The 16,828-nt window shown below is 56.6% G+C and carries 16 protein-coding genes and 2 pseudogenes; 1 reads left to right on the forward strand and 17 read right to left on the reverse strand.

What is annotated here, in order from left to right; genetic code table 11:
• Positions 1 to 31: 31 nt before the first annotated feature.
• From PLU01S_RS12105 to coxB, 12 genes and pseudogenes are all read right to left on the reverse strand, one after another.
• A complete protein-coding gene (locus PLU01S_RS12105) occupies positions 32 to 1,045 on the reverse strand; it encodes a hypothetical protein (protein WP_019363859.1) in 1,014 nt (337 codons plus the stop codon).
• A complete protein-coding gene (locus tag PLU01S_RS12110; protein ID WP_019363858.1) occupies positions 1,042 to 1,299 on the reverse strand; it encodes an acyl carrier protein in 258 nt (85 codons plus the stop codon). Before PLU01S_RS12110 ends, PLU01S_RS12105 begins: the two co-directional genes overlap by 4 nt.
• Entirely contained in the window at positions 1,296 to 3,221 is a 1,926-nt protein-coding gene (locus PLU01S_RS12115; RefSeq protein WP_074826152.1) for an HAD-IIIC family phosphatase, read from the reverse strand. The genes PLU01S_RS12110 and PLU01S_RS12115 overlap by 4 nt, the downstream gene beginning before the upstream one ends.
• Before the next feature lie 24 nt (positions 3,222 to 3,245).
• Positions 3,246 to 4,784 (reverse strand): MBOAT family O-acyltransferase, encoded by a 1,539-nt coding sequence (locus tag PLU01S_RS12120; RefSeq protein ID WP_074825697.1) that lies wholly within the window; start codon positions 4,782 to 4,784, stop codon positions 3,246 to 3,248.
• 558 nt (positions 4,785 to 5,342) lie between these two features.
• Positions 5,343 to 6,320, reverse strand: coding sequence for a YsnF/AvaK domain-containing protein (locus tag PLU01S_RS12125; RefSeq protein WP_074825699.1), 978 nt, complete (start codon positions 6,318 to 6,320; stop codon positions 5,343 to 5,345).
• A gap of 63 nt (positions 6,321 to 6,383) precedes the next feature.
• Positions 6,384 to 6,827: pseudogene (locus PLU01S_RS26390) on the reverse strand (YsnF/AvaK domain-containing protein); the annotation flags it as partial.
• A gap of 249 nt (positions 6,828 to 7,076) precedes the next feature.
• Complete coding sequence (gene otnI, locus PLU01S_RS12135; RefSeq protein WP_074825702.1) at positions 7,077 to 7,856, reverse strand: 2-oxo-tetronate isomerase; 780 nt, start codon at positions 7,854 to 7,856, stop codon at positions 7,077 to 7,079.
• Between the two features lie 18 nt (positions 7,857 to 7,874).
• Positions 7,875 to 8,063, reverse strand: a pseudogene (locus tag PLU01S_RS12140) (GntT/GntP/DsdX family permease); the annotation flags it as partial.
• A gap of 78 nt (positions 8,064 to 8,141) precedes the next feature.
• A complete protein-coding gene (locus tag PLU01S_RS12145; RefSeq protein WP_073450519.1) occupies positions 8,142 to 8,945 on the reverse strand; it encodes a cytochrome c oxidase assembly protein in 804 nt (267 codons plus the stop codon).
• A complete protein-coding gene (locus tag PLU01S_RS12150; RefSeq protein ID WP_074825703.1) occupies positions 8,936 to 9,283 on the reverse strand; it encodes a hypothetical protein in 348 nt (115 codons plus the stop codon). The genes PLU01S_RS12145 and PLU01S_RS12150 overlap by 10 nt, the downstream gene beginning before the upstream one ends.
• A complete protein-coding gene (gene ctaD, locus PLU01S_RS12155; RefSeq protein ID WP_074826154.1) occupies positions 9,283 to 11,808 on the reverse strand; it encodes a cytochrome c oxidase subunit I in 2,526 nt (841 codons plus the stop codon). Before ctaD ends, PLU01S_RS12150 begins: the two co-directional genes overlap by 1 nt.
• 5 nt (positions 11,809 to 11,813) lie before the next feature.
• Positions 11,814 to 12,740, reverse strand: a complete 927-nt coding sequence (coxB, locus tag PLU01S_RS12160; RefSeq protein ID WP_074825704.1) for a cytochrome c oxidase subunit II — start codon at positions 12,738 to 12,740, stop codon at positions 11,814 to 11,816.
• A gap of 90 nt (positions 12,741 to 12,830) precedes the next feature.
• On the opposite strand from coxB, the gene PLU01S_RS12165 reads away from it, so the two are divergent.
• The gene (locus tag PLU01S_RS12165) at positions 12,831 to 13,286 is read left to right on the forward strand and encodes a DUF2231 domain-containing protein (protein WP_074825705.1); all 456 of its coding nucleotides are present in this window, start codon (positions 12,831 to 12,833) and stop codon (positions 13,284 to 13,286) included.
• Between the two features lie 8 nt (positions 13,287 to 13,294).
• Here PLU01S_RS12165 and PLU01S_RS12170 read toward each other — a convergent pair whose 3' ends face one another.
• The 5 genes from PLU01S_RS12170 to PLU01S_RS12190 form a co-directional block, all read right to left on the reverse strand.
• Positions 13,295 to 13,783 carry a hypothetical protein gene (locus PLU01S_RS12170; protein WP_074825707.1) on the reverse strand — a complete coding sequence of 163 codons (489 nt, stop codon included), beginning with the start codon at positions 13,781 to 13,783 and terminating at the stop codon, positions 13,295 to 13,297.
• A 434-nt stretch (positions 13,784 to 14,217) separates the two neighbouring features.
• On the reverse strand, positions 14,218 to 14,538 hold the full coding sequence (locus PLU01S_RS12175; RefSeq protein WP_010798506.1) for an Arc family DNA-binding protein: 321 nt from the start codon (positions 14,536 to 14,538) through the stop codon (positions 14,218 to 14,220).
• Positions 14,539 to 14,647: 109 nt separating this feature from the next.
• Positions 14,648 to 15,289, reverse strand: coding sequence for a LysE family translocator (locus tag PLU01S_RS12180; protein WP_074825709.1), 642 nt, complete (start codon positions 15,287 to 15,289; stop codon positions 14,648 to 14,650).
• A gap of 2 nt (positions 15,290 to 15,291) precedes the next feature.
• Positions 15,292 to 16,071 (reverse strand): 2OG-Fe(II)-dependent halogenase WelO5 family protein, encoded by a 780-nt coding sequence (locus PLU01S_RS12185; RefSeq protein ID WP_074825711.1) that lies wholly within the window; start codon positions 16,069 to 16,071, stop codon positions 15,292 to 15,294.
• Positions 16,072 to 16,158: 87 nt separating this feature from the next.
• Positions 16,159 to 16,794, reverse strand: a complete 636-nt coding sequence (locus PLU01S_RS12190) for an alanyl-tRNA editing protein (protein WP_074825713.1) — start codon at positions 16,792 to 16,794, stop codon at positions 16,159 to 16,161.
• Between the last annotated feature and the right edge of the window lie 34 nt (positions 16,795 to 16,828).

The raw sequence follows: 16,828 nt of genomic DNA on the forward strand, positions 1-16,828 counted from the left end.
CCGACCTCCGTGTCGGCGTATTTCAGAACGCTCAGGTTCCAGGCGCGACGTCATTTCTGGCGATTCGGATCTCTTGCACCATGGCCTCGGAAAACTTCTGGGCGGCTGACCAGCGCAGGTGGATTGCATCTATGAAGGATGTTTTGGCGGTAATCCATTCCTTGTCGCCATTCCAATACTGGGCCTTGGTTGGCGCCAGGGCGGTAGCAAGCTGCTGGTCGAAATTAGCCAGAAATACACCTGTTGGATCTTGCTGGGCTTTCCAGTCAGGATGTAATGGCGTGGATACGACCGTTAATTGCCGTCCCTCCTGGTACAAACGGGTAGCCAGAGTTTGCAGGGCATTGAAACAGGTTGAATCCAGCGCTTCCGGGCGGCCATAAAGCAATTCACGACTGTTCACCGTATTGAGCGGGCCGTCCCCGTAGCGATTGAACACTAAGGGATCGAACTCGATACGGTTGGCGCGCTGATCTTTTACCTTCAAGGCATTGCGCATCAGCGAGCCGGGGGAGAAATAGTGCATGTAGTAAAGCCAGGGTGACGTTTTCTCATACACGTACTGATCAACATCGTTGCGATTGAATACGGCAGCCGAAACACGCCAGCAACCCGCAAAATCCTGGGGGTCGACTACCATCAGGACATGCCTGACGGTAGGTTCCCGGTCAAGTAGCCAGTTGGCAACGTATACCGACTGATTGGCATGCAGACCACAGAAGGCGCCGTTCAGCGGGCGCGTACCTGGGGAATGCCTGACGATGGCATCACCATCGATATGCCGCCAGGCTACAGATGACCCTATCACCAGCAGGTCTGGCGATTCGATGGGATTTTCACGTAGAAAGCTGAGTTTTTCGTCAACGCACAGGCTATTGGAAAATGCCGGTGGGGGCAGGTTATCTGTGCCGCGCAGGCCGAGCAGCAGCATCCAGAACGCCGCGAGGGCACCCGCCATTCCGCCAAATAGTGCAAGCAGGTAGCCGGCAGAAATCCTGCTGCCGGAACTGGAGGTGGGCTTGTCATCCGCTGCTGAAGTCTTCATGACACCGCCGCTCCTTCGAGTTTGGATTGTATCAGCTGAGCGAAATGGCCCACATTCTTGAGTGACTCAAGCTCTGCGGTCCTGAACTTGATACCAAAACGCTGCTCTGCCGCCACGATCAGGATGACATGCGTCTGGCTGTCCCAGCCGTCGATGTTGTCGGCGGTCATGTCTGGAGCAAGCACAATGTCGTCGTCATCGAACACGTCGCGGAAGACCTGGGTCAGTGCGTTGAGAATGTCCTTATCGTTCATACGTCAGTAACCTCGATGAAGTGGCGGGAAGTACGGGGTGAGAGCAGGTCATAACGCCAGAAGCTGGCGTTGGGGATAGCGCCTTCAGGTGCTGGGCAATGATCAAAGCCCAGCGCTGCATAATGTTCGGCAACCATGCCGTTCCGGTCGGTAGGGCGATATTCGCCGATGAGCGCTGCCCAGCCAGCTGCCGTCGCGCGTTTGATCAACACGTCGAGTACGGCCTCTTCTACCTGACGGCCCAGAACGCGGCAGCTCATCAGCCAGGTATCGATAAGAAGTTCATCCTGAGCCCATGCGGTATCTGCACGTGCAAGGACCACACTGATCAGACCGTTATCACCAAACTTGTCACTCAGGCGCACCGTAAGGGTAATGGCACGATCATCCGCTGCAAGGCGCTCGACCTCCGCTTCGCTGTAGCGGCGCGTCGTAAGGTTGAACTGATTGGTCTTGTTAATCAGCTGCGTGGTACGGATCAACTCTGCCGGGCCGATGGTGGTAGCGGTAAGAACCATCTGCAGACCGCGCAGGTAACCTTCCATGTCGGTTGCCTGGCTCATGGCAACCTTGCGTTCGGCGTTAAGGGCGTAGTGACGGCTGCGTGCAGTGTCGTCTGTGGTGAACGAGACTGTCTCGAAATAACCGGCAGCCGCTACGCGAGCAGGGTAGTCGGCTACATCCTCGGGAAGTTCCGGCACCGCCACCTCGGGTAGCTCACGGCGAACAATGTCACGCTCAGCCGGGTTATCGTCGACAAAGACTAGGCTGTCGAGTCCGATATTGAGCATGGAGGCGATACGCCGCAGGTTGCCGGCCTTGTCTTCCCAGTTGGCGACAAAGGCGGCGATATCGGAGCGCTTGAGACCCATTTCCGGGTGGTCGAACGCCGCTTCAGCTACTGCCAGATCGTTCTTGCTACAGACCGCGAGAATGATGCCTCGTTTGGCCAGCTTCCCTGCGTAATGCTGGAATGCCAGAAACGCTTCACCGGCCGGTGATCCCTGGCCTATCTGGATGCCATGAACACCATCGTCGCCAATCACGCCGCCCCACAGAGTGTTATCAAGGTCCAAAACCAGGCACTTGCGTGAGAGACCGACCCCGGCAGCAGCAACCCTTGCCAGCTGATCGCCATAAAGGGGGGCCAGCGTTGGGCTGACCAGCTGTTTGGCTTGGTGCCACCGCACAGGCTCAGCCAGACCGGTGCCATACATCCCTTGTGCAGCTTGCCACGCCAGGTCCATCAGCAGTACACCTTCTTCCTTTGCCGCTGCACGGATGGCGGTGTTGAGCCGCTCGATTACGGCAAAGGGCGCGGCTGGAACATGGGCTTCGAATGAGCCGAACAGCAAGGGTTCTGCAGTGACAAGCGTTTGCTGAATAACCTGCGCTGCGTAACGTTCCCGGGCGAGGCGCCAGAGGTGGCGTAACTCCTCGATACGCGTCTCAACGGCGCTTGAAACCTGCGCCTCTGATGCATCCAGGGGCAGCTGCAGAGCAGTGTCTTTTGCATCCACGGCCAACAGAATCACCTGGGGGGCAAAGGACGATAGCGCAGGGTCGTCCATTAGTAAGGCCTGTCGATACATGCCATACGGGGCAACATACACGGACAAGGCCAGACGCCGGGAGAGACCTGCGACCCGAATGGCAGGAACGAGATGGTCCACGGTATGGGAGGAAAGCAGGGCGATGCGCAAGGGACGCAAACCCAGGGCTGCCAGATCTCCTGCTGTGGTGAGACCACTCAGTCCTTCTGCGGCAAGTTTATCCAGTCGGGCGGTAAGGGTGAAGTCGCGTCGAAATCCAGATAAGTAAGCCGCCTGACTAAGCCGCTTGGCAGGGTCTGCCTCTCGCTTGGCCTCGCTGATCGCTGCGCCGAGATCTGGATGAGGGGGAAGCCAGGGTAATAGGTCCATCATGGAATGCTCCTGTTTCGACACTTAGAACTGGAAGTAAAGAAACTCGGTCGGGGCCGCAGAGAACGCAGAGGCCAATGCAAAAAAGCCCAATACACCCAAGGTAGCGCCTAGCACTGGCGTAGGCCGCCACGCCACGAAGGGGAACCAGTGTTCGATCCAGTTTTCCTTTGGCCGAAAGTTCAGGGCAGTGCGGAAGTGATGCATCCACTGGCCGATATTGGGCATGGTCCAGACAAAGGCCAGCAACATAGCGATGGCCAGAAAGTCGGACTTGTCGAGCTTGGTCGAGACGTCGCTCAGGCCCACCATGCCGGTGAGGATCGCCATGGCAGCGGACACGCTTTCGGCTCGGAAGAACACCATGGCCACCACCACACAGGTGAAGGTGAGCAGCAACGCAGCGACCTGATGGATTCGGTTATCACTGTCGAGCTTCCAGCCTTTACTGACCTTATAGGCGCGCCAGCCATGGGCGACCACAAGGTAAAAACCGTGCAGTAGCCCGAACGCTACGAATTGCCAGCCGGCCCCATGCCAGACGCCGGAAATGAACATGGTGAAAAGGGTAGGGTAGGCCACCAGCGCTACAAAGGTACCAAGCGACATTTTTCCGCGCTTGGGCAGGGGCTTACCGGCAGCCAGCCGTGCACGGGTAATCCGCATGACGATGGGATTGTAGATATAGGCGGTCAGAAAGCGTGTCAGCGTCATGTGCCAGCGAGACCAGTAGTCGATCACGTTGCGTGCCTTGAACGGGCTGTTGAAGTTGGCCGGTAGGCTTATTCCAAAAAGAAGTCCCAGGCCGATCGCCATGTCGCTATAGCCGGAAAAATCAAAATAGATCTGAAGGGTGTAGGTAAGCGCGCCGGTCCATGCGTCGAAGAAAGAGGGCGTCACGCCGTCGGCTGCCAATGCAAACACCGGCGAAGCCTTTTCACCCAGCGGGTCGGCGATAACAACCTTCTTGAATAGCCCCAGCAGGAAGATAGTGGTGCCAATAGTGAGATTATCCAGGCGGGGTTTGAAGTTGTTGCGTTCGCGAAACTGCTCAAGCATCTCACGGTGATGGGTAATCGGTCCGGCGATCAGGTGCGGAAAGAAGGTAATGAAAAGGCAGTAGTTGAGAAAATCATGTTCAACAACTTCACCGTCGTGTGCATCGACCAAATAGGCAATTTGCTGGAACGTGAAGAACGAAATGGCCAAGGGTAGAATGATGTCACTGACCGTCCAGCCTGTATCGAGCACATCATCAAGCGTACCGAGCAGAAAACCGGTGTATTTGTAGTACCCCAGCAGTGCCAGGTTGGCGGCAATACCTAGTGTCAGGGCCCGGCGGGAAGGGTTGCGAAGTAGATAGCCACCCAGCAGGTAATTAAAGATCATGCTTGCGGCCAACAGCGGAACGTTGGCTGGGTTCCACCAACCATAAAATACCAGGGAGGCGAGTGTCAGCCAGACGATCGCCAGGCGTTGTCGACCCGTCCCACCCAATACAAAAAAGCCTAGTAGTACGACTGGAAGAAATCCGGCTATAAACGCAAACGAGTTAAAAAGCATCGTCCTGATCCTCTTAACAACGCCGTTCCATGGCCAAGGGCTCGCCCGGCGACAAGCCAGAGCGGGGTGGTTTCCTTGGCACTGCATCATGAATGGCTATCACTGATATCCACCGCGGCCATCTACTACCGACCGCGCATAAGTGCCTTTCACCGTCGCGTACGGGGATTTTGATCCAAAACGTTTGTGCGCTCGGCCACAGAAAAATCCTATATCCCCGTGTAGCACCTATGCTTAGCGCCTGCCAAAAAAGCTCGCCGCTTCAAGCGGCAGATTTGCTTATTTATGTGATCTAGTTTGCTTTGTATGGAAAGAAAAGCGCTGTTTATTAATGTTCTGTTAATGAGTCTTTACCAGATTGCCCATAAATTGTGACGGCTATCACTCATAAATGGGACGCGGTTGTTGTTGCTCCTTAAAACAAATAACGGTATCACAAAATAATACCAGCCCTATTAATGGTTTAAAAAAGCCACCAAACCCATACATATAACCAAGTAATCAGAAACGTAAAAACAAAAAGGCCACCATTAGGTGGCCTTTTCGCTAAACAGACGATTAGCGTTTGGTGCGGGTGGTAGGATCAACATCGTCCATATGATCGGTGCCACGCATGCCAGCCCGGGTTGCGACATTGTCATTTTCGATGTCTACATCGGTACGGCGTACTGTGTCACGAACCGTTTCGTTATGATGAGTCGTTTCCTTACCTACCATGACTTCTTCCACAACTCGAGCGGTCTTCTCAACAACGGCTTCTTCTGCCGTTTCCTGGATCTCTACCGTTCCAGATTTGAAGGCAGAAAGATCGTCAGTGGAGACTGGGCGGTCGACAGGGCGACGTTCGATAACGGCATGCTGTTCGCTGAGGTTGACCGTTTCTTCAACGGGACGCTCACTCATACGTGATACCACTCGTACGCGGCCCAGGCTGTTTTCACGTTTGCCGACCTTCAATTCTTCTTCCATGACTGGAATGGCCGTGCGGTCAGTCGCTTCAGTAGGCGTCTGGTCAGCGAGGGTAGTGGACCCTACACCCAGTGTAGAAGCTGTGTTGGGGTAGTCACTCGATACCGGTCCGGTAGCAGTGCTGGTGCCCATTGTGGTCGCTGAAGAGCCGATCGCACCCTGGTTGCTCCAATTGGCGCTGCGCTCGTCGATATCAATTGCGCCATTGCGCTCCATGATTTCTTCAACGACACCTACTTGTGCGTCGTCATTGACGGTAACAGTCACTACAGTGGATCCACGGCGTACCGCTTCAGGATAAGTATCGGCGTAGCGGCTGTTATGGGTATCGCTATCGCTGAAGATGGAGCGGAAGAAGCCGCCGATCTTGTCGGTCATTGATTCATCGTCGTGAGTACGGGTGTCGGACCGCATGGAAGTATCTGTCGTGCCGTCGAGCACGGGGGATTCGTTAGAGGCGGCCATACGGATGTTCGTTTGGGATACGCCTTTGGACAAAAGCTCACGCTTAACCTGTTCTGCTTCGTTAACGTGGTCAAATGCTGCAACTAGAATGTGCTGTTTCATAAGGTCACCTTTCGTTCTCTTCGGCAGCTGTGCTGCGATTCGATTGGGCGGTGCAGACTGCGATTACCGCGCGGAACCGGAGTGATCTGACTCCGGATGAGAGTGGCTGCGTTCCACAGTCACGTTTTCGCGTTTCAATGTGACCGGCACGGTACGTTGTGCTTCACGAGTGACGCGTTGGACATGAAGTTCTTCCTTCAACATCAAGCGTTTTTCAACAACCAGAACTTCTTCGAAAACAGGGATGATGGTGACATCACCGTCCTGCCGCACCTGTGGAAGGTGAGCGGGGTCGACTGGCGTGTCGAATTTGACCCGTTCGATAACCGTTTCCTCATACCGCAAGGCGTCAGAAACGGTGTATTCCTTGGACTCGACGGTCTTGTTGATCCGGACGCGGCCGGATTCGACAGTCTCTTTATGAAGCTCAGCACGCTCTTCAACGATAGGTATCGTTTCGGTTGCTTGCCTATCAGACTGGTCGTTGCTCATCCGTCTATCCTGCTGTTGATTTCGCTCGGTGTTTTCATGCCCTTCGTGAAAATGGAGTGAGTCATGAACGGTTCGTTCAGAGAAACTTACGAGCGGTAGGGCCGGTTCTAGACTGCTTGAGAGCTGTGTCTAAAACCAGAAGATTTACAGGAACGTAAGCGGTCTGTAGGAGTCGGCCCAATGCAACCGAGCAAGCGTAACGCTGTTAAAGGAGGTAATGAGAGGAGGCGGACGCAGAAACGCCCGCCGACATGAAGAAAGGACCTAAGCGCTTAGATGACGCATCCATGCCAAGCCTTCAGATGTATTTCCACGGGGACGGTATTCACAGCCGATCCAACCGGTGTATCCCAATTCATCGATCAGCTGGAACAGATAGGGATAATTGATTTCGCCGCTGTCTGGTTCGTGGCGGTCCGGTACGCCAGCAATCTGGATATACCCAATACCTGCTATGTCACGACGTAGTTTTGCAGAGATATCTCCTTCTACGATTTGGCAGTGGTAGCAGTCAAATTGGACCTTGAGGTTGGCAGCACCCACTTCTGAACAGATGGCCTGAGCCTCATCCTGCCGGTTCAGGAAGAAACCGGGCATATCACGCGTATTGATAGGCTCAATGACTACCGTCAGGCCACTCTTGGCCGCTTCCTGTGTCGCATAGGTGAGGTTTTGCAGGTATACCTCACGGTGTGCTGCGCGATCTGCGCCTGCCGGCAGCAGCCCGGCCATGACATGAAAGCGGTCATTACCCAGAGCGGCAGCATAGTCCAGCGCACGGGCGATGCTATCCCGAAATTCAGCTTCGCGGCCGGGGAGGGAGGCGAGACCGCGCTCTCCGGTCGCCCAATTCCCAGGTGGTGCGTTGAACAGCGCCTGGACAAGTCCGTAGTCGTCGAGCCGTGCCTTGAGTTCGGCAGCTAGGTAGTCGTAAGGAAACAGGTACTCGACTGCCTTGAAGCCATCGGCCGCGGCCGCAGCAAAGCGGTCGAGAAAGTCGTGTTCGGGATATAGCATGCTCAGGTTTGCAGCGAAGCGGGGCATGGTCTCTCCTTCGAGTGTTCAGACAAAGGGCCAGAGCAACAGGGTCAAGATAAACCCCAGGGAGCCCAGCAGTGTGGTCAGTACGGTCCAGGTCCGCAGGCCGTCGCCCACGTTCAGTCCAGCCAGTTTAGTGAAGATCCAGTAGCCCGCATCGTTGATGTGAGACATGGCGAGCCCGCCTCCGCCCATGGCTATTGTCAACACCGATCAGGAAACAAGCGGCATTCCGTACGTGTTCGCCTTGCCGTGAGCACCTGAAAGCCTGTCAATCTTGACGGCAGGCTCTCAGGTGGCCCGCTCCGACGTCCGTCGCCATTGACGGCTCAGCCATCGCCAGGCAATCCAGCCCAGACCCAGCATATAGGCGAGGCTGCCAGGCACCCACATGATGAGGCCTGCCAACTGTTGGTCAGACAGGTCGCCTGATTCGTGGTAAAGCGTTTGGGTACTGAAGGTGAGAAGCGCGCCCAGTAATCCGGTATGCATGAGTGTGAGCAGAAGCGCAAGCAACGCCTGAGGAACACGCGCATGACTGGCATGCAGGCACGACCACCACAATAACCAACCGGTAAAAAGAAAGCAGATGTGTTCGGTGACATGCCACCAGAGGTTATCCAGGGCGAGCTGGTAAGGTTTAGGGGCATGCCAGCCCCAGATCGCCAGCGCATGGAGCAGGGCTGCAGCCGTTGGATAGCGACCGGCCTTCAGGATAGGATGCCAGACGCGTCGGCCGCGTCCACGTAACGCAGCCTGCCACTGGGGCAGCGGTCTGGCGAGCGCCCACAGGGGCGCAACGATAATCATATAGAGCATATGCTGGACCATATGCATCGCTGTACTGGTTTCCGCCCAGCCATCGAACGGACCAAACGTTGCCAGGGCTGCGACGACCATGCCGGCATGAAACCAGAGCGCCTCGCCTCGATGAGGCGGAACCCGGCGCTGCCCTATGTAATAGAGCCCCCACATGGCAGCCAGCAGTACAGCGCAGCCCCATATAGGTAGACGTTCGGTCAGATGACCCTCTAGTAGCCCATGACCATAGGCCGAAGGTGCAATACCCAGCAGGATTATCAGGGCTAGAGGCATGGCGGCATCAACAGAATGGGAATACCCACAAACAGCGTGGCGATTGCGCTGACCAGGTGCAGTCCGGCGCCCAGCGTTGCCAGGAAGCGTTGCCGACGCGCCTCCTCGGAATCTCCTAGGCCAATAGCCTGCCAGCAGCGCCGCGCATTCCATAGCAAAAAAACCAGTGTGGCGAGCGTAAGCAAACCCAGCATGAGGTTTATACGATTGAGGGCACCAGCTTCTGCAGCAGGCGGCGTGATCTGGCAGGCTACTGTAAGCCCCCCATAGATAGAGATAAACCACACGCTCCAGACAACAAGGCCTGCAACCAACTGCAAGGGATGGGCTGGACGCATCAGTAAGGATTCCAGGTCAGAGGAAACAGCACCGTGGCGATGTAGCTGATGGCAACTACCGTTGTGGTGTAAACCCACCACTGCAGCACGATCTTGGGCTCATAAGGTGCATTGATCCCTACATACCCCCAATACACCCGCAAGGCCTGAAGCGCAGTAGCCAGAACACCTACCACGGCGTGGAGCAGGCTGTAACCCAGCATGGTCAGCAGCACGGCATCGTGGGTTGTTTCGGTAGGCTTCAAAGGCGCTTCAATGATTACCAAGACCAGCAACAGCGTATGCACCAGGCCAAGCACAGTGATACCTGCCAGTTGAGACCCTAGGTGCGTAATGTGCTTCTCCCTGAGCTGACTCACGACACGGCGCAGCCAGCCGGTGACGATGAATGCCGGCAGCAACGCGGCCAACATAAGTCCATGGTTGAGCGGATTCTGCGAAGGAATCTGCCAATTGGGCGACACGCTCCACAGGTAGAACCAGCCGAACAATAGTGAGAGGTAAAGGGAGCCGTTGGAAATCAATGTGGCTCCCATGCCCCAGAGGCCCGGACCGTCAAACGTACGGGAGTGCAAGGGAGGCTCATCCGGCTGGGTATGCGCATCAGGCGCTGCCTTGGGATGAGCGCCGTTTTCCCAGCTCCAGCGCAGACAGATGATCAGCGCCGCCAGCGCACCCAGACCCGCTAACGTATAGGCACTGACTAACAGGCAGATGCACATCACACCCAGTACAGCCGAAAGCACAAAGGGCCATATCGAATTGCCGGGTAGGTGAATCACATGGCGTACCCGTCCGGTAACCGGATCGACACCCCAGGTTTCGCGGCGACCATGACTACTGACCGAAAGGCCATATTCGCCATTGGCGATCGCTTCCGGCAGATGCGGCTGGTCCCACAAGGGATGGCGGGTCGTCACTTCCGGCAAGCTGATGAAGTTATAGGCAGTGGGTGGCAATTGCGTTGCCCACTCCAGCGTATCCGCCTTCCACGGATTCTTACCGGCCTTCTCGCCAAAGCGGAAATGCAGGAACAGGTCGAGCAGAAACGTTGCAACACCAAAGGCCATGATGAAGCCGCCAATCGAGGAGATCAGGTTGGGCAAATCCCAGCCCAGGCCGCTTTCATAGGTATAGACCCGCCGTGGCATACCCATAAGGCCCGTCCAGTGCATGATCAGAAAGGTCATGTTGAAGCCGATGAAAGTCAGCCAGAAGCCCCACCGCCCAAGCGTCATGGAGGGCATCCGGCCTGAGAAATGCGGTAGCCAGTAGTAGATGCCGGCCATTAGCGGGAAGAACATGCCGCCTACCAGCACATAATGGAAGTGGGCGACGACAAAGTAGGTGTCATGCACCTGCCAGTCGAACGGCACGAGAGAGAGCATCACGCCTGTTAGCCCACCTGCAACAAAGATGACGATAAATCCTACCAGCCAGAGCATGGGCAGCTCGAATCGAGGCTTACCCAGCCACAGGGTCGCAATCCAGGAAAACACCTGAATCCCTGTTGGCACTGCCACCAGCATGCTGGCCGCCGAAAAGAACAGTTGCGCCAGTTGGGGAATGCCGATGGTAAACATATGGTGTACCCATAGACCAAAGCTGATGAAACCAGTCGTTAGCACACCCAGTACAACCCAGCGGTAACCCACCAGCGGACGCCCGCAGAACACCGGGAGAATGGTCGAAACGATACCGGCGGCCGGTAAAAAGATGATGTAAACCTCAGGGTGGCCGAACAGCCAGAACAGATGCTGCCACAGCACAGGGTCGCCTCCGCGGGCCACGTCGAAGAAGGGCAGATCGGCAGCACGGGAAATCTCCAGCATCAGGCTTGCCAGTATCATGGGCGGAAAGCCGATCAGGATCATCATGGCTACTACGAGCATGTACCAGGCGAAGATCGGCATCTGGTGTAGTCCCATGCCGGGCGCGCGCGCTCGAAGAATGGATACGACGATCTCGACGCCTGCCGAGATAGCGGAGATCTCGACAAAGGTAATTCCGATCAGCCAGAAGTCCGAGTTGAGTCCCGGTGAGTACACCCGGTCCGACAGGGGCGTGTACATGAACCAGCCGGCATTGGGAGCTACATCCAATAGCAGGCTCGACAGCAGGATCAATCCACCGAACAGGTAGCACCAGTAGCCAAGGGATGAAAGGCGTGGGAATAGCATATCGCGTGCGCCCAGCATCTTGGGTAGCAGGTAGATGGCGAGACCTTCCAGAATCGGTACGGCAAACAGAAACATCATGACCGTGCCGTGCATGGTGAAGACCTGGTTGTATTCGTCCGGTCCCAGAAATGTATTGCCCGGGATAGCCAGCTGGGTGCGAATCAGCATGGCCAGAAGCAGTCCAACCAGAAAGAAAAACAGGCCCGTCACCAAAAAGCGCACCCCAATGGTGGTGTGGTTGACGATACTGAGTGCGCGCCAGCCACGGGGATTACCCCAGACCTGATCAAGATCCTGATGAAGACGATCCTGTTCGGCCTGCTCGCCGTAGGTGTGGGCGGTCATGTCGCTCATGGGGTAAGGGTCTCCAGCCAGTCGGCAAGTACATCGAGTTCCGTATCCCCCAGGTGATCCAGCGGCGGCATGCGGTTTTCCGGCTTGAGGGTCTGATGCTTTGAAAGCCAGCGGCGAATGGCGCCTGGTTCATTTTTGAGCACTCCGGCGCCCAGGTGGCTGCGGCTACCTACGTCGCCTAGATCCGGCCCTATCAGCAACGTTTCGCCTGTGATCCCTCCAAGCGGCGACTCAAGTCCACAGGCGGCACACTCGCGCTCAAAGAGGCCTCTGGCTTCGGGCTTTGGCGCAGGCGCCTGCCATTGCTGTCGCGCCTGGATCCAGGTTGCGAAATCCTCAGCTGTCTGGACCTCGCTGTAGAGAATCATGTGGGTGTGCTGCATGCCGCAGAATTCGCTGCATTGCCCGCGGTGTGTCGCTGGTCGGTCCGCTTCCAGACGGATGACGTTTGTACGGCCGGGAATCATGTCGATCTTTCCGCCCAGGCGCGGAATCCAGAAGGAGTGGATCACGTCCGCGCTGCTGACGTGAATATCCAGCGGGCGACCGGCCGGAAGGTTCATCTGGTTGGCCGTTACCACGCCGCTTTCGGGATAGCGCACTTCCCACCACCACTGATGACCGATCACCTCAACTTTGAGCGGCTGTACGCCTTCCACTGGCAGCGGCAGCATGCGCTTACCCTGAGGAATGCCAAAGCTGAGCAATAGCACGATACTGACGCAAGGCAGCACAATGCCTCCCCAGACAATCCAGCGGCGGTTGTAGCGCGCAACCTTTTCCTCCGGTACAGCTGCCGGCGGGCGACGCATTCCGATCAACCAGAGCGCTACTACACCTACCAGGACGACGGCGGAGAAACCAAACATGGCCCACCAGGTCCAGGCGACGGCCCGGGCTGCTGGGCCATAGGGGTCGAGCATGGACTGTGTACCGCTACAGCCGGTTACCAGGGGAACTGTCAGTCCCCATGCGGTCCATTTAAAGGTCTGCCATCGACTGGAGAGTCCTGCATGCCTGCGACCGATAACATCGAAAGCCGCGCCGCCGTAGCGGGCCACCCGATTCATCCCATGCTGATTCACTTTCCCGTCGCGGCACTGATCGCACTGGTGGGTGCCGATTTCGGCTTCTGGTGGACGGGTGATGAGTTCTGGGCACGAGCCGGACTGTGGTTGGCAGGTGTAGGGGCTACGGGTGGTTGGGTAGCCAGTATCGCCGGACTGATCGACATTACTACCGTGGCGGATATACGCCGACGTATTACAGCATGGTGCCATGCCATTCTGGCCGTAATGATGTTGTCCCTGGCTTCGCTCAACTGGATGGTGCGGTATCAGGGGGGTGAAGAGCTCGTGCTCTGGAGCTTTTACCTGACCGGCGTTACTGCTGTACTGATTTCCCTTGCCAGCTATCTGGGGGGCCGTCTGGTCTACGAACATGCGGTTGGGGTGGACGTGGAAAGCTGATCGGTTGGTCATGCGCCGCTCCAACCTGGCTTGGCCAGGACAAGATACAGCGTGCCCCCGATAACCAGACTGAGCGCAACCGCCAGGCCTATGCTCCATGCCCGTATGGTCCTGGGCGCCAGGTTATCGCTTTTCAGAATCAGCGCACCACATAAGGCGTGACCTACTACCATGACGGCTACCAGGCTGAGCTTCAGGATCAACCACGGATCGAAAAGGCTGTGACGGATGAACAGAAGTGTTCCGCTGATAATCGCTACCAACGCACAAGGGGTGGCAATGAGCGTGAATACATAGCGCAGCAGCTCAGGCCTTAGCAGCTGTAGGGCCGGAACGGGAGCGTCTAGCTCTGAAGTAATGTCGCCTGTACCAGACCGATAAGGTCTGTCGGCCTTGTGTATGTCATGAACCTGGGCCATCAACAGGCCCGGTAGATAGAGCAGGCTGCCGCACCACCCAATCAATCCCAGAAAATGCAGCAGCTTCAACAACGGCATAAGTCGTCCTAATGATCCAGATACATGCTGGCCTACGGCCGGTCCTTGGGGTCCGACCCCATGAGGTTTGCAGATGTTCGGATCAGGGCGTAGCGGGTTGTAACATGAATTGTATGGATCGGTTCAGGCGATTCCTCACCCATGGCAACAGTACCCAGCCTGTCCGGGAAGGAAAAGAGAATCCATCATGAGGCCATGGCCTTCGCCTGAATGGGTTTCTGGCTTTTCAGGCAAAGGCTTCTGAGCGTAGAGCAAAGCCCGCCAGTGCGGGCCTTACGTTAAAGAAAGCGACAGCTTTTTACGCTGTCGCCAGGCGCATCTCCATATCCTCTGGAGCACGATTGGGTGGCCGGATAGTCGCGTGCCCCTGGCTGGCCCGGTGGTGCTGGGCAGCCTGGTAAAGCAGTTGGGAGCCCTGGAGGGAGAACCTTGGTTCAGTGCTCGCCTACGCGTTCAAGGTCATCGGCAATCAGCGAGATAAGGGCATTCTGCTGTCGACCGGAAAGCTGGCGGAAGCGCTGGAGCAGTTCCCGTTCGTGCAGACTCAGGGTCGGGCTGTCCATGCGCATGTCGGGATCAGCTTCCAGAAGGCCGTCCTGCACCAGACTATGCTCCAGGTACGAGATGATTTCGGAGTTCATGCTGCGGTGGTGGTTGCGAGCAACCTCTGCAATACGCTCACGCATGCCTTCAGGCAGCCGGAGGACGAATTTTTCGGCGGTACGGGTCGAGTAGGATCGAATGGCTTGTGGCATGAGTCTATTCAGCTCCGTGCTGGGGTAGGGACAAACAGCTGTGCAGTGAACCGCTCCAGCCAGGTTTCGACACGGCCCGGCAGCTTGTGGCTATCGAGCCGTGAAACACTTAGATGATCGACAGCAACAACCGGCCGGCGAAGAACACCAGCACTAGCCCCATCGTAGGTTCGAACCAGTGCCCCATGCGCAGGAACAGTTGTCGCACACGAGGGCTCGAAAACAGAAAGCTGACGATCATGAACCAGGCTGCGTTCACACAACACATCCACAAGCCATACAGCGCCTGGATTTTCATTGGGGTTTGTGCGCTCACCACGGTAGTAAAGATCGCCAGAAAAAACAGGGTTGCCTTGGGGTTGGTAGCATTGGTGAGGAACCCAATACGGAATGCTTTGCCGATGGTTTGCTCATCGACAGCCACCGTGCCGCCTTGCACTTCATCCAATGCCTGGGTCGGCTTGCTTTTGAGCAGGCTGATGCCTAGATAAAGGATGTAGGCGCCCCCAACGACTTTTGCAACACTGAGCAGCCAGGGAGTGGCGTGCATCAGGGCACCGATGCCCAGCAGCGTATAGAGCACATGTACCGAAATGCCTGCTCCGATGCCCAACGCCGTAAACAGCCCGACCAGACGTCCGTAGCGAACGCTCTGGCGTACCGTGATGGCAAAATCGGGCCCTGGTGCGACCACCGCCAGAAAATGGATGATGGCAAGGCTTAAAAATTCGGTGAAGTAAGAGGACGTCAATTTCAACTCCAGAAGGTTAACGGGCTGCCAGCGCCTCGGTATCCAACAAAACACGACAGGCTGAGGCGTAAATGGTCCGAACCGGGAGTGACCGCATGCATCTTTCTTGAGTTGAAGAGAATGAGGTCACCCGGCTCCGGTCGGATTTCAACATCGGGTGGTCCCAGCAGGGTGGGGTCTATCCCATAGCTTGTGCCACGCAGGGCGTCGAACTGATCGGGCGTAAGCTCGGTTCGCCAGAGCTGCAGGGCGCCGCCCTCGCTTGGCATGTTCAGGTAAACGTTGCAGGCCATCTGGGCCTCAAGGCTCATGGCCTCGGTGCTCTGCGGAGCATCCTTGGCAAAGATGTCGTGATGGGCAAGGAAGCGAACGCCCGGTTTGACGACGCGGGAAAGCCCTACATACATCTTGCGTCCATACAGGGTTTGCAGCCGGGCGCCCGCAGGCCAGACTTCATCGAGCGTGCAGCGCAGCAGATCGATAGGGGACAGATACGGCTGGCAACGCCGTCGCAGTTCTTCAATGTTTTCGTAGACGCTTTCAAAATAGTCCGCCAGCCGGGGCGGCTGATTTTCAGCCTCGTAAAAGGCCATGCCGATACGGCCGATACTGGGTGCGTTAAGTGCGTTAAGGTAGCTTTCGAAACCCTGTCCGAGAATTTGCTGGGCTATCTTCGACGCCAGTTCCTGAGGAATGAACTGCCTGACGTGGATCGCCATGACCTCTTCGTTAGCGAGAGCGTTGATGGACGACGTCTCGAGACGCTGCTTTTCAAGCATCATGAGCAGGTTCCTTGGGTGATAGGGTGACTTCCTGGTGTGCTCGTATGGTCGTTACACGTCGCAGACCCTGACCATCGTGTGATCACGTCATGGGGAAGTCACATCGTAATGAACGGAGAGTTTTCCTTTCTTTTCCTTGAGCAGGAGATCCTTCAGTCCGTTAAGCTCCCGCGAGGAGCGAACATGCGTGCCGCCACAGCCGTAAGGCGTAAAATCGCCAAAGCCAACTCTACGCTGGCCTTCGCCATCGAGGGTGATGCTGACCGGTAGATCCTGTTGCACGTACTGGTCGAAATAGGATTCCAGCTGCTCTGCATCCAGAGGCCGAGCCTCCTGACCGGGCATGAACTCAATACGGCCTTCTCCTGGCCAATGGTGTGCCTTGACGGGTTGCCAGCCAAACGCCTCTCCGATATGACCGATCAGATGACCGGCCGAATGCAAGTGTGTATGCAGTCGACGTCGGTTCTCATCGACACGGGCTTGCACGGAGCCCAGTGTTACAGGCTCTCGTGTGTAGTGGACGATACGCTCGCCGTCCTGTTTGACCATGACGACCTCTGTGTCGCCCAGCCAGCCGGTATCGCTGGGTTGCCCGCCGCCCTGGGGATGGAAGGGCGTGGCGGCCAACTCCACCGCATAGAGATCTTCCCAAGGGGCACAGGCGGTAACTTCAACCTCCATGACCAGAATGTCACTCGAATAATACAGACGCTGAGTCATGTCTAAAGCCCTTTGCAAAGCAGATGCCTGCCCC

It is taken from the genome of Pseudomonas luteola NBRC 103146, assembly GCF_002091675.1.
GTDB classification, from domain to species: domain Bacteria; phylum Pseudomonadota; class Gammaproteobacteria; order Pseudomonadales; family Pseudomonadaceae; genus Chryseomonas; species Chryseomonas luteola.

Coding starts and splice junctions, on each gene's coding strand:
- PLU01S_RS12150 (WP_074825703.1), bottom strand. CDS start 9,283: ATGCGTCCAGCCCATCCCTTGCAGTTGGTTGCAGGCCTTGTTGTCTGG.
- PLU01S_RS12115 (WP_074826152.1), bottom strand. CDS start 3,221: ATGGACCTATTACCCTGGCTTCCCCCTCATCCAGATCTCGGCGCAGCG.
- PLU01S_RS12110 (WP_019363858.1), bottom strand. CDS start 1,299: ATGAACGATAAGGACATTCTCAACGCACTGACCCAGGTCTTCCGCGAC.
- PLU01S_RS12165 (WP_074825705.1), top strand. CDS start 12,831: ATGCCTGCGACCGATAACATCGAAAGCCGCGCCGCCGTAGCGGGCCAC.
- PLU01S_RS12125 (WP_074825699.1), bottom strand. CDS start 6,320: ATGAAACAGCACATTCTAGTTGCAGCATTTGACCACGTTAACGAAGCA.
- PLU01S_RS12190 (WP_074825713.1), bottom strand. CDS start 16,794: ATGACTCAGCGTCTGTATTATTCGAGTGACATTCTGGTCATGGAGGTT.
- ctaD (WP_074826154.1), bottom strand. CDS start 11,808: ATGACCGCCCACACCTACGGCGAGCAGGCCGAACAGGATCGTCTTCAT.
- coxB (WP_074825704.1), bottom strand. CDS start 12,740: ATGCTCGACCCCTATGGCCCAGCAGCCCGGGCCGTCGCCTGGACCTGG.
- PLU01S_RS12105 (WP_019363859.1), bottom strand. CDS start 1,045: ATGAAGACTTCAGCAGCGGATGACAAGCCCACCTCCAGTTCCGGCAGC.
- PLU01S_RS12120 (WP_074825697.1), bottom strand. CDS start 4,784: ATGCTTTTTAACTCGTTTGCGTTTATAGCCGGATTTCTTCCAGTCGTA.
- PLU01S_RS12170 (WP_074825707.1), bottom strand. CDS start 13,783: ATGCCGTTGTTGAAGCTGCTGCATTTTCTGGGATTGATTGGGTGGTGC.
- otnI (WP_074825702.1), bottom strand. CDS start 7,856: ATGCCCCGCTTCGCTGCAAACCTGAGCATGCTATATCCCGAACACGAC.
- PLU01S_RS12145 (WP_073450519.1), bottom strand. CDS start 8,945: ATGCCTCTAGCCCTGATAATCCTGCTGGGTATTGCACCTTCGGCCTAT.
- PLU01S_RS12185 (WP_074825711.1), bottom strand. CDS start 16,071: ATGATGCTTGAAAAGCAGCGTCTCGAGACGTCGTCCATCAACGCTCTC.
- PLU01S_RS12175 (WP_010798506.1), bottom strand. CDS start 14,538: ATGCCACAAGCCATTCGATCCTACTCGACCCGTACCGCCGAAAAATTC.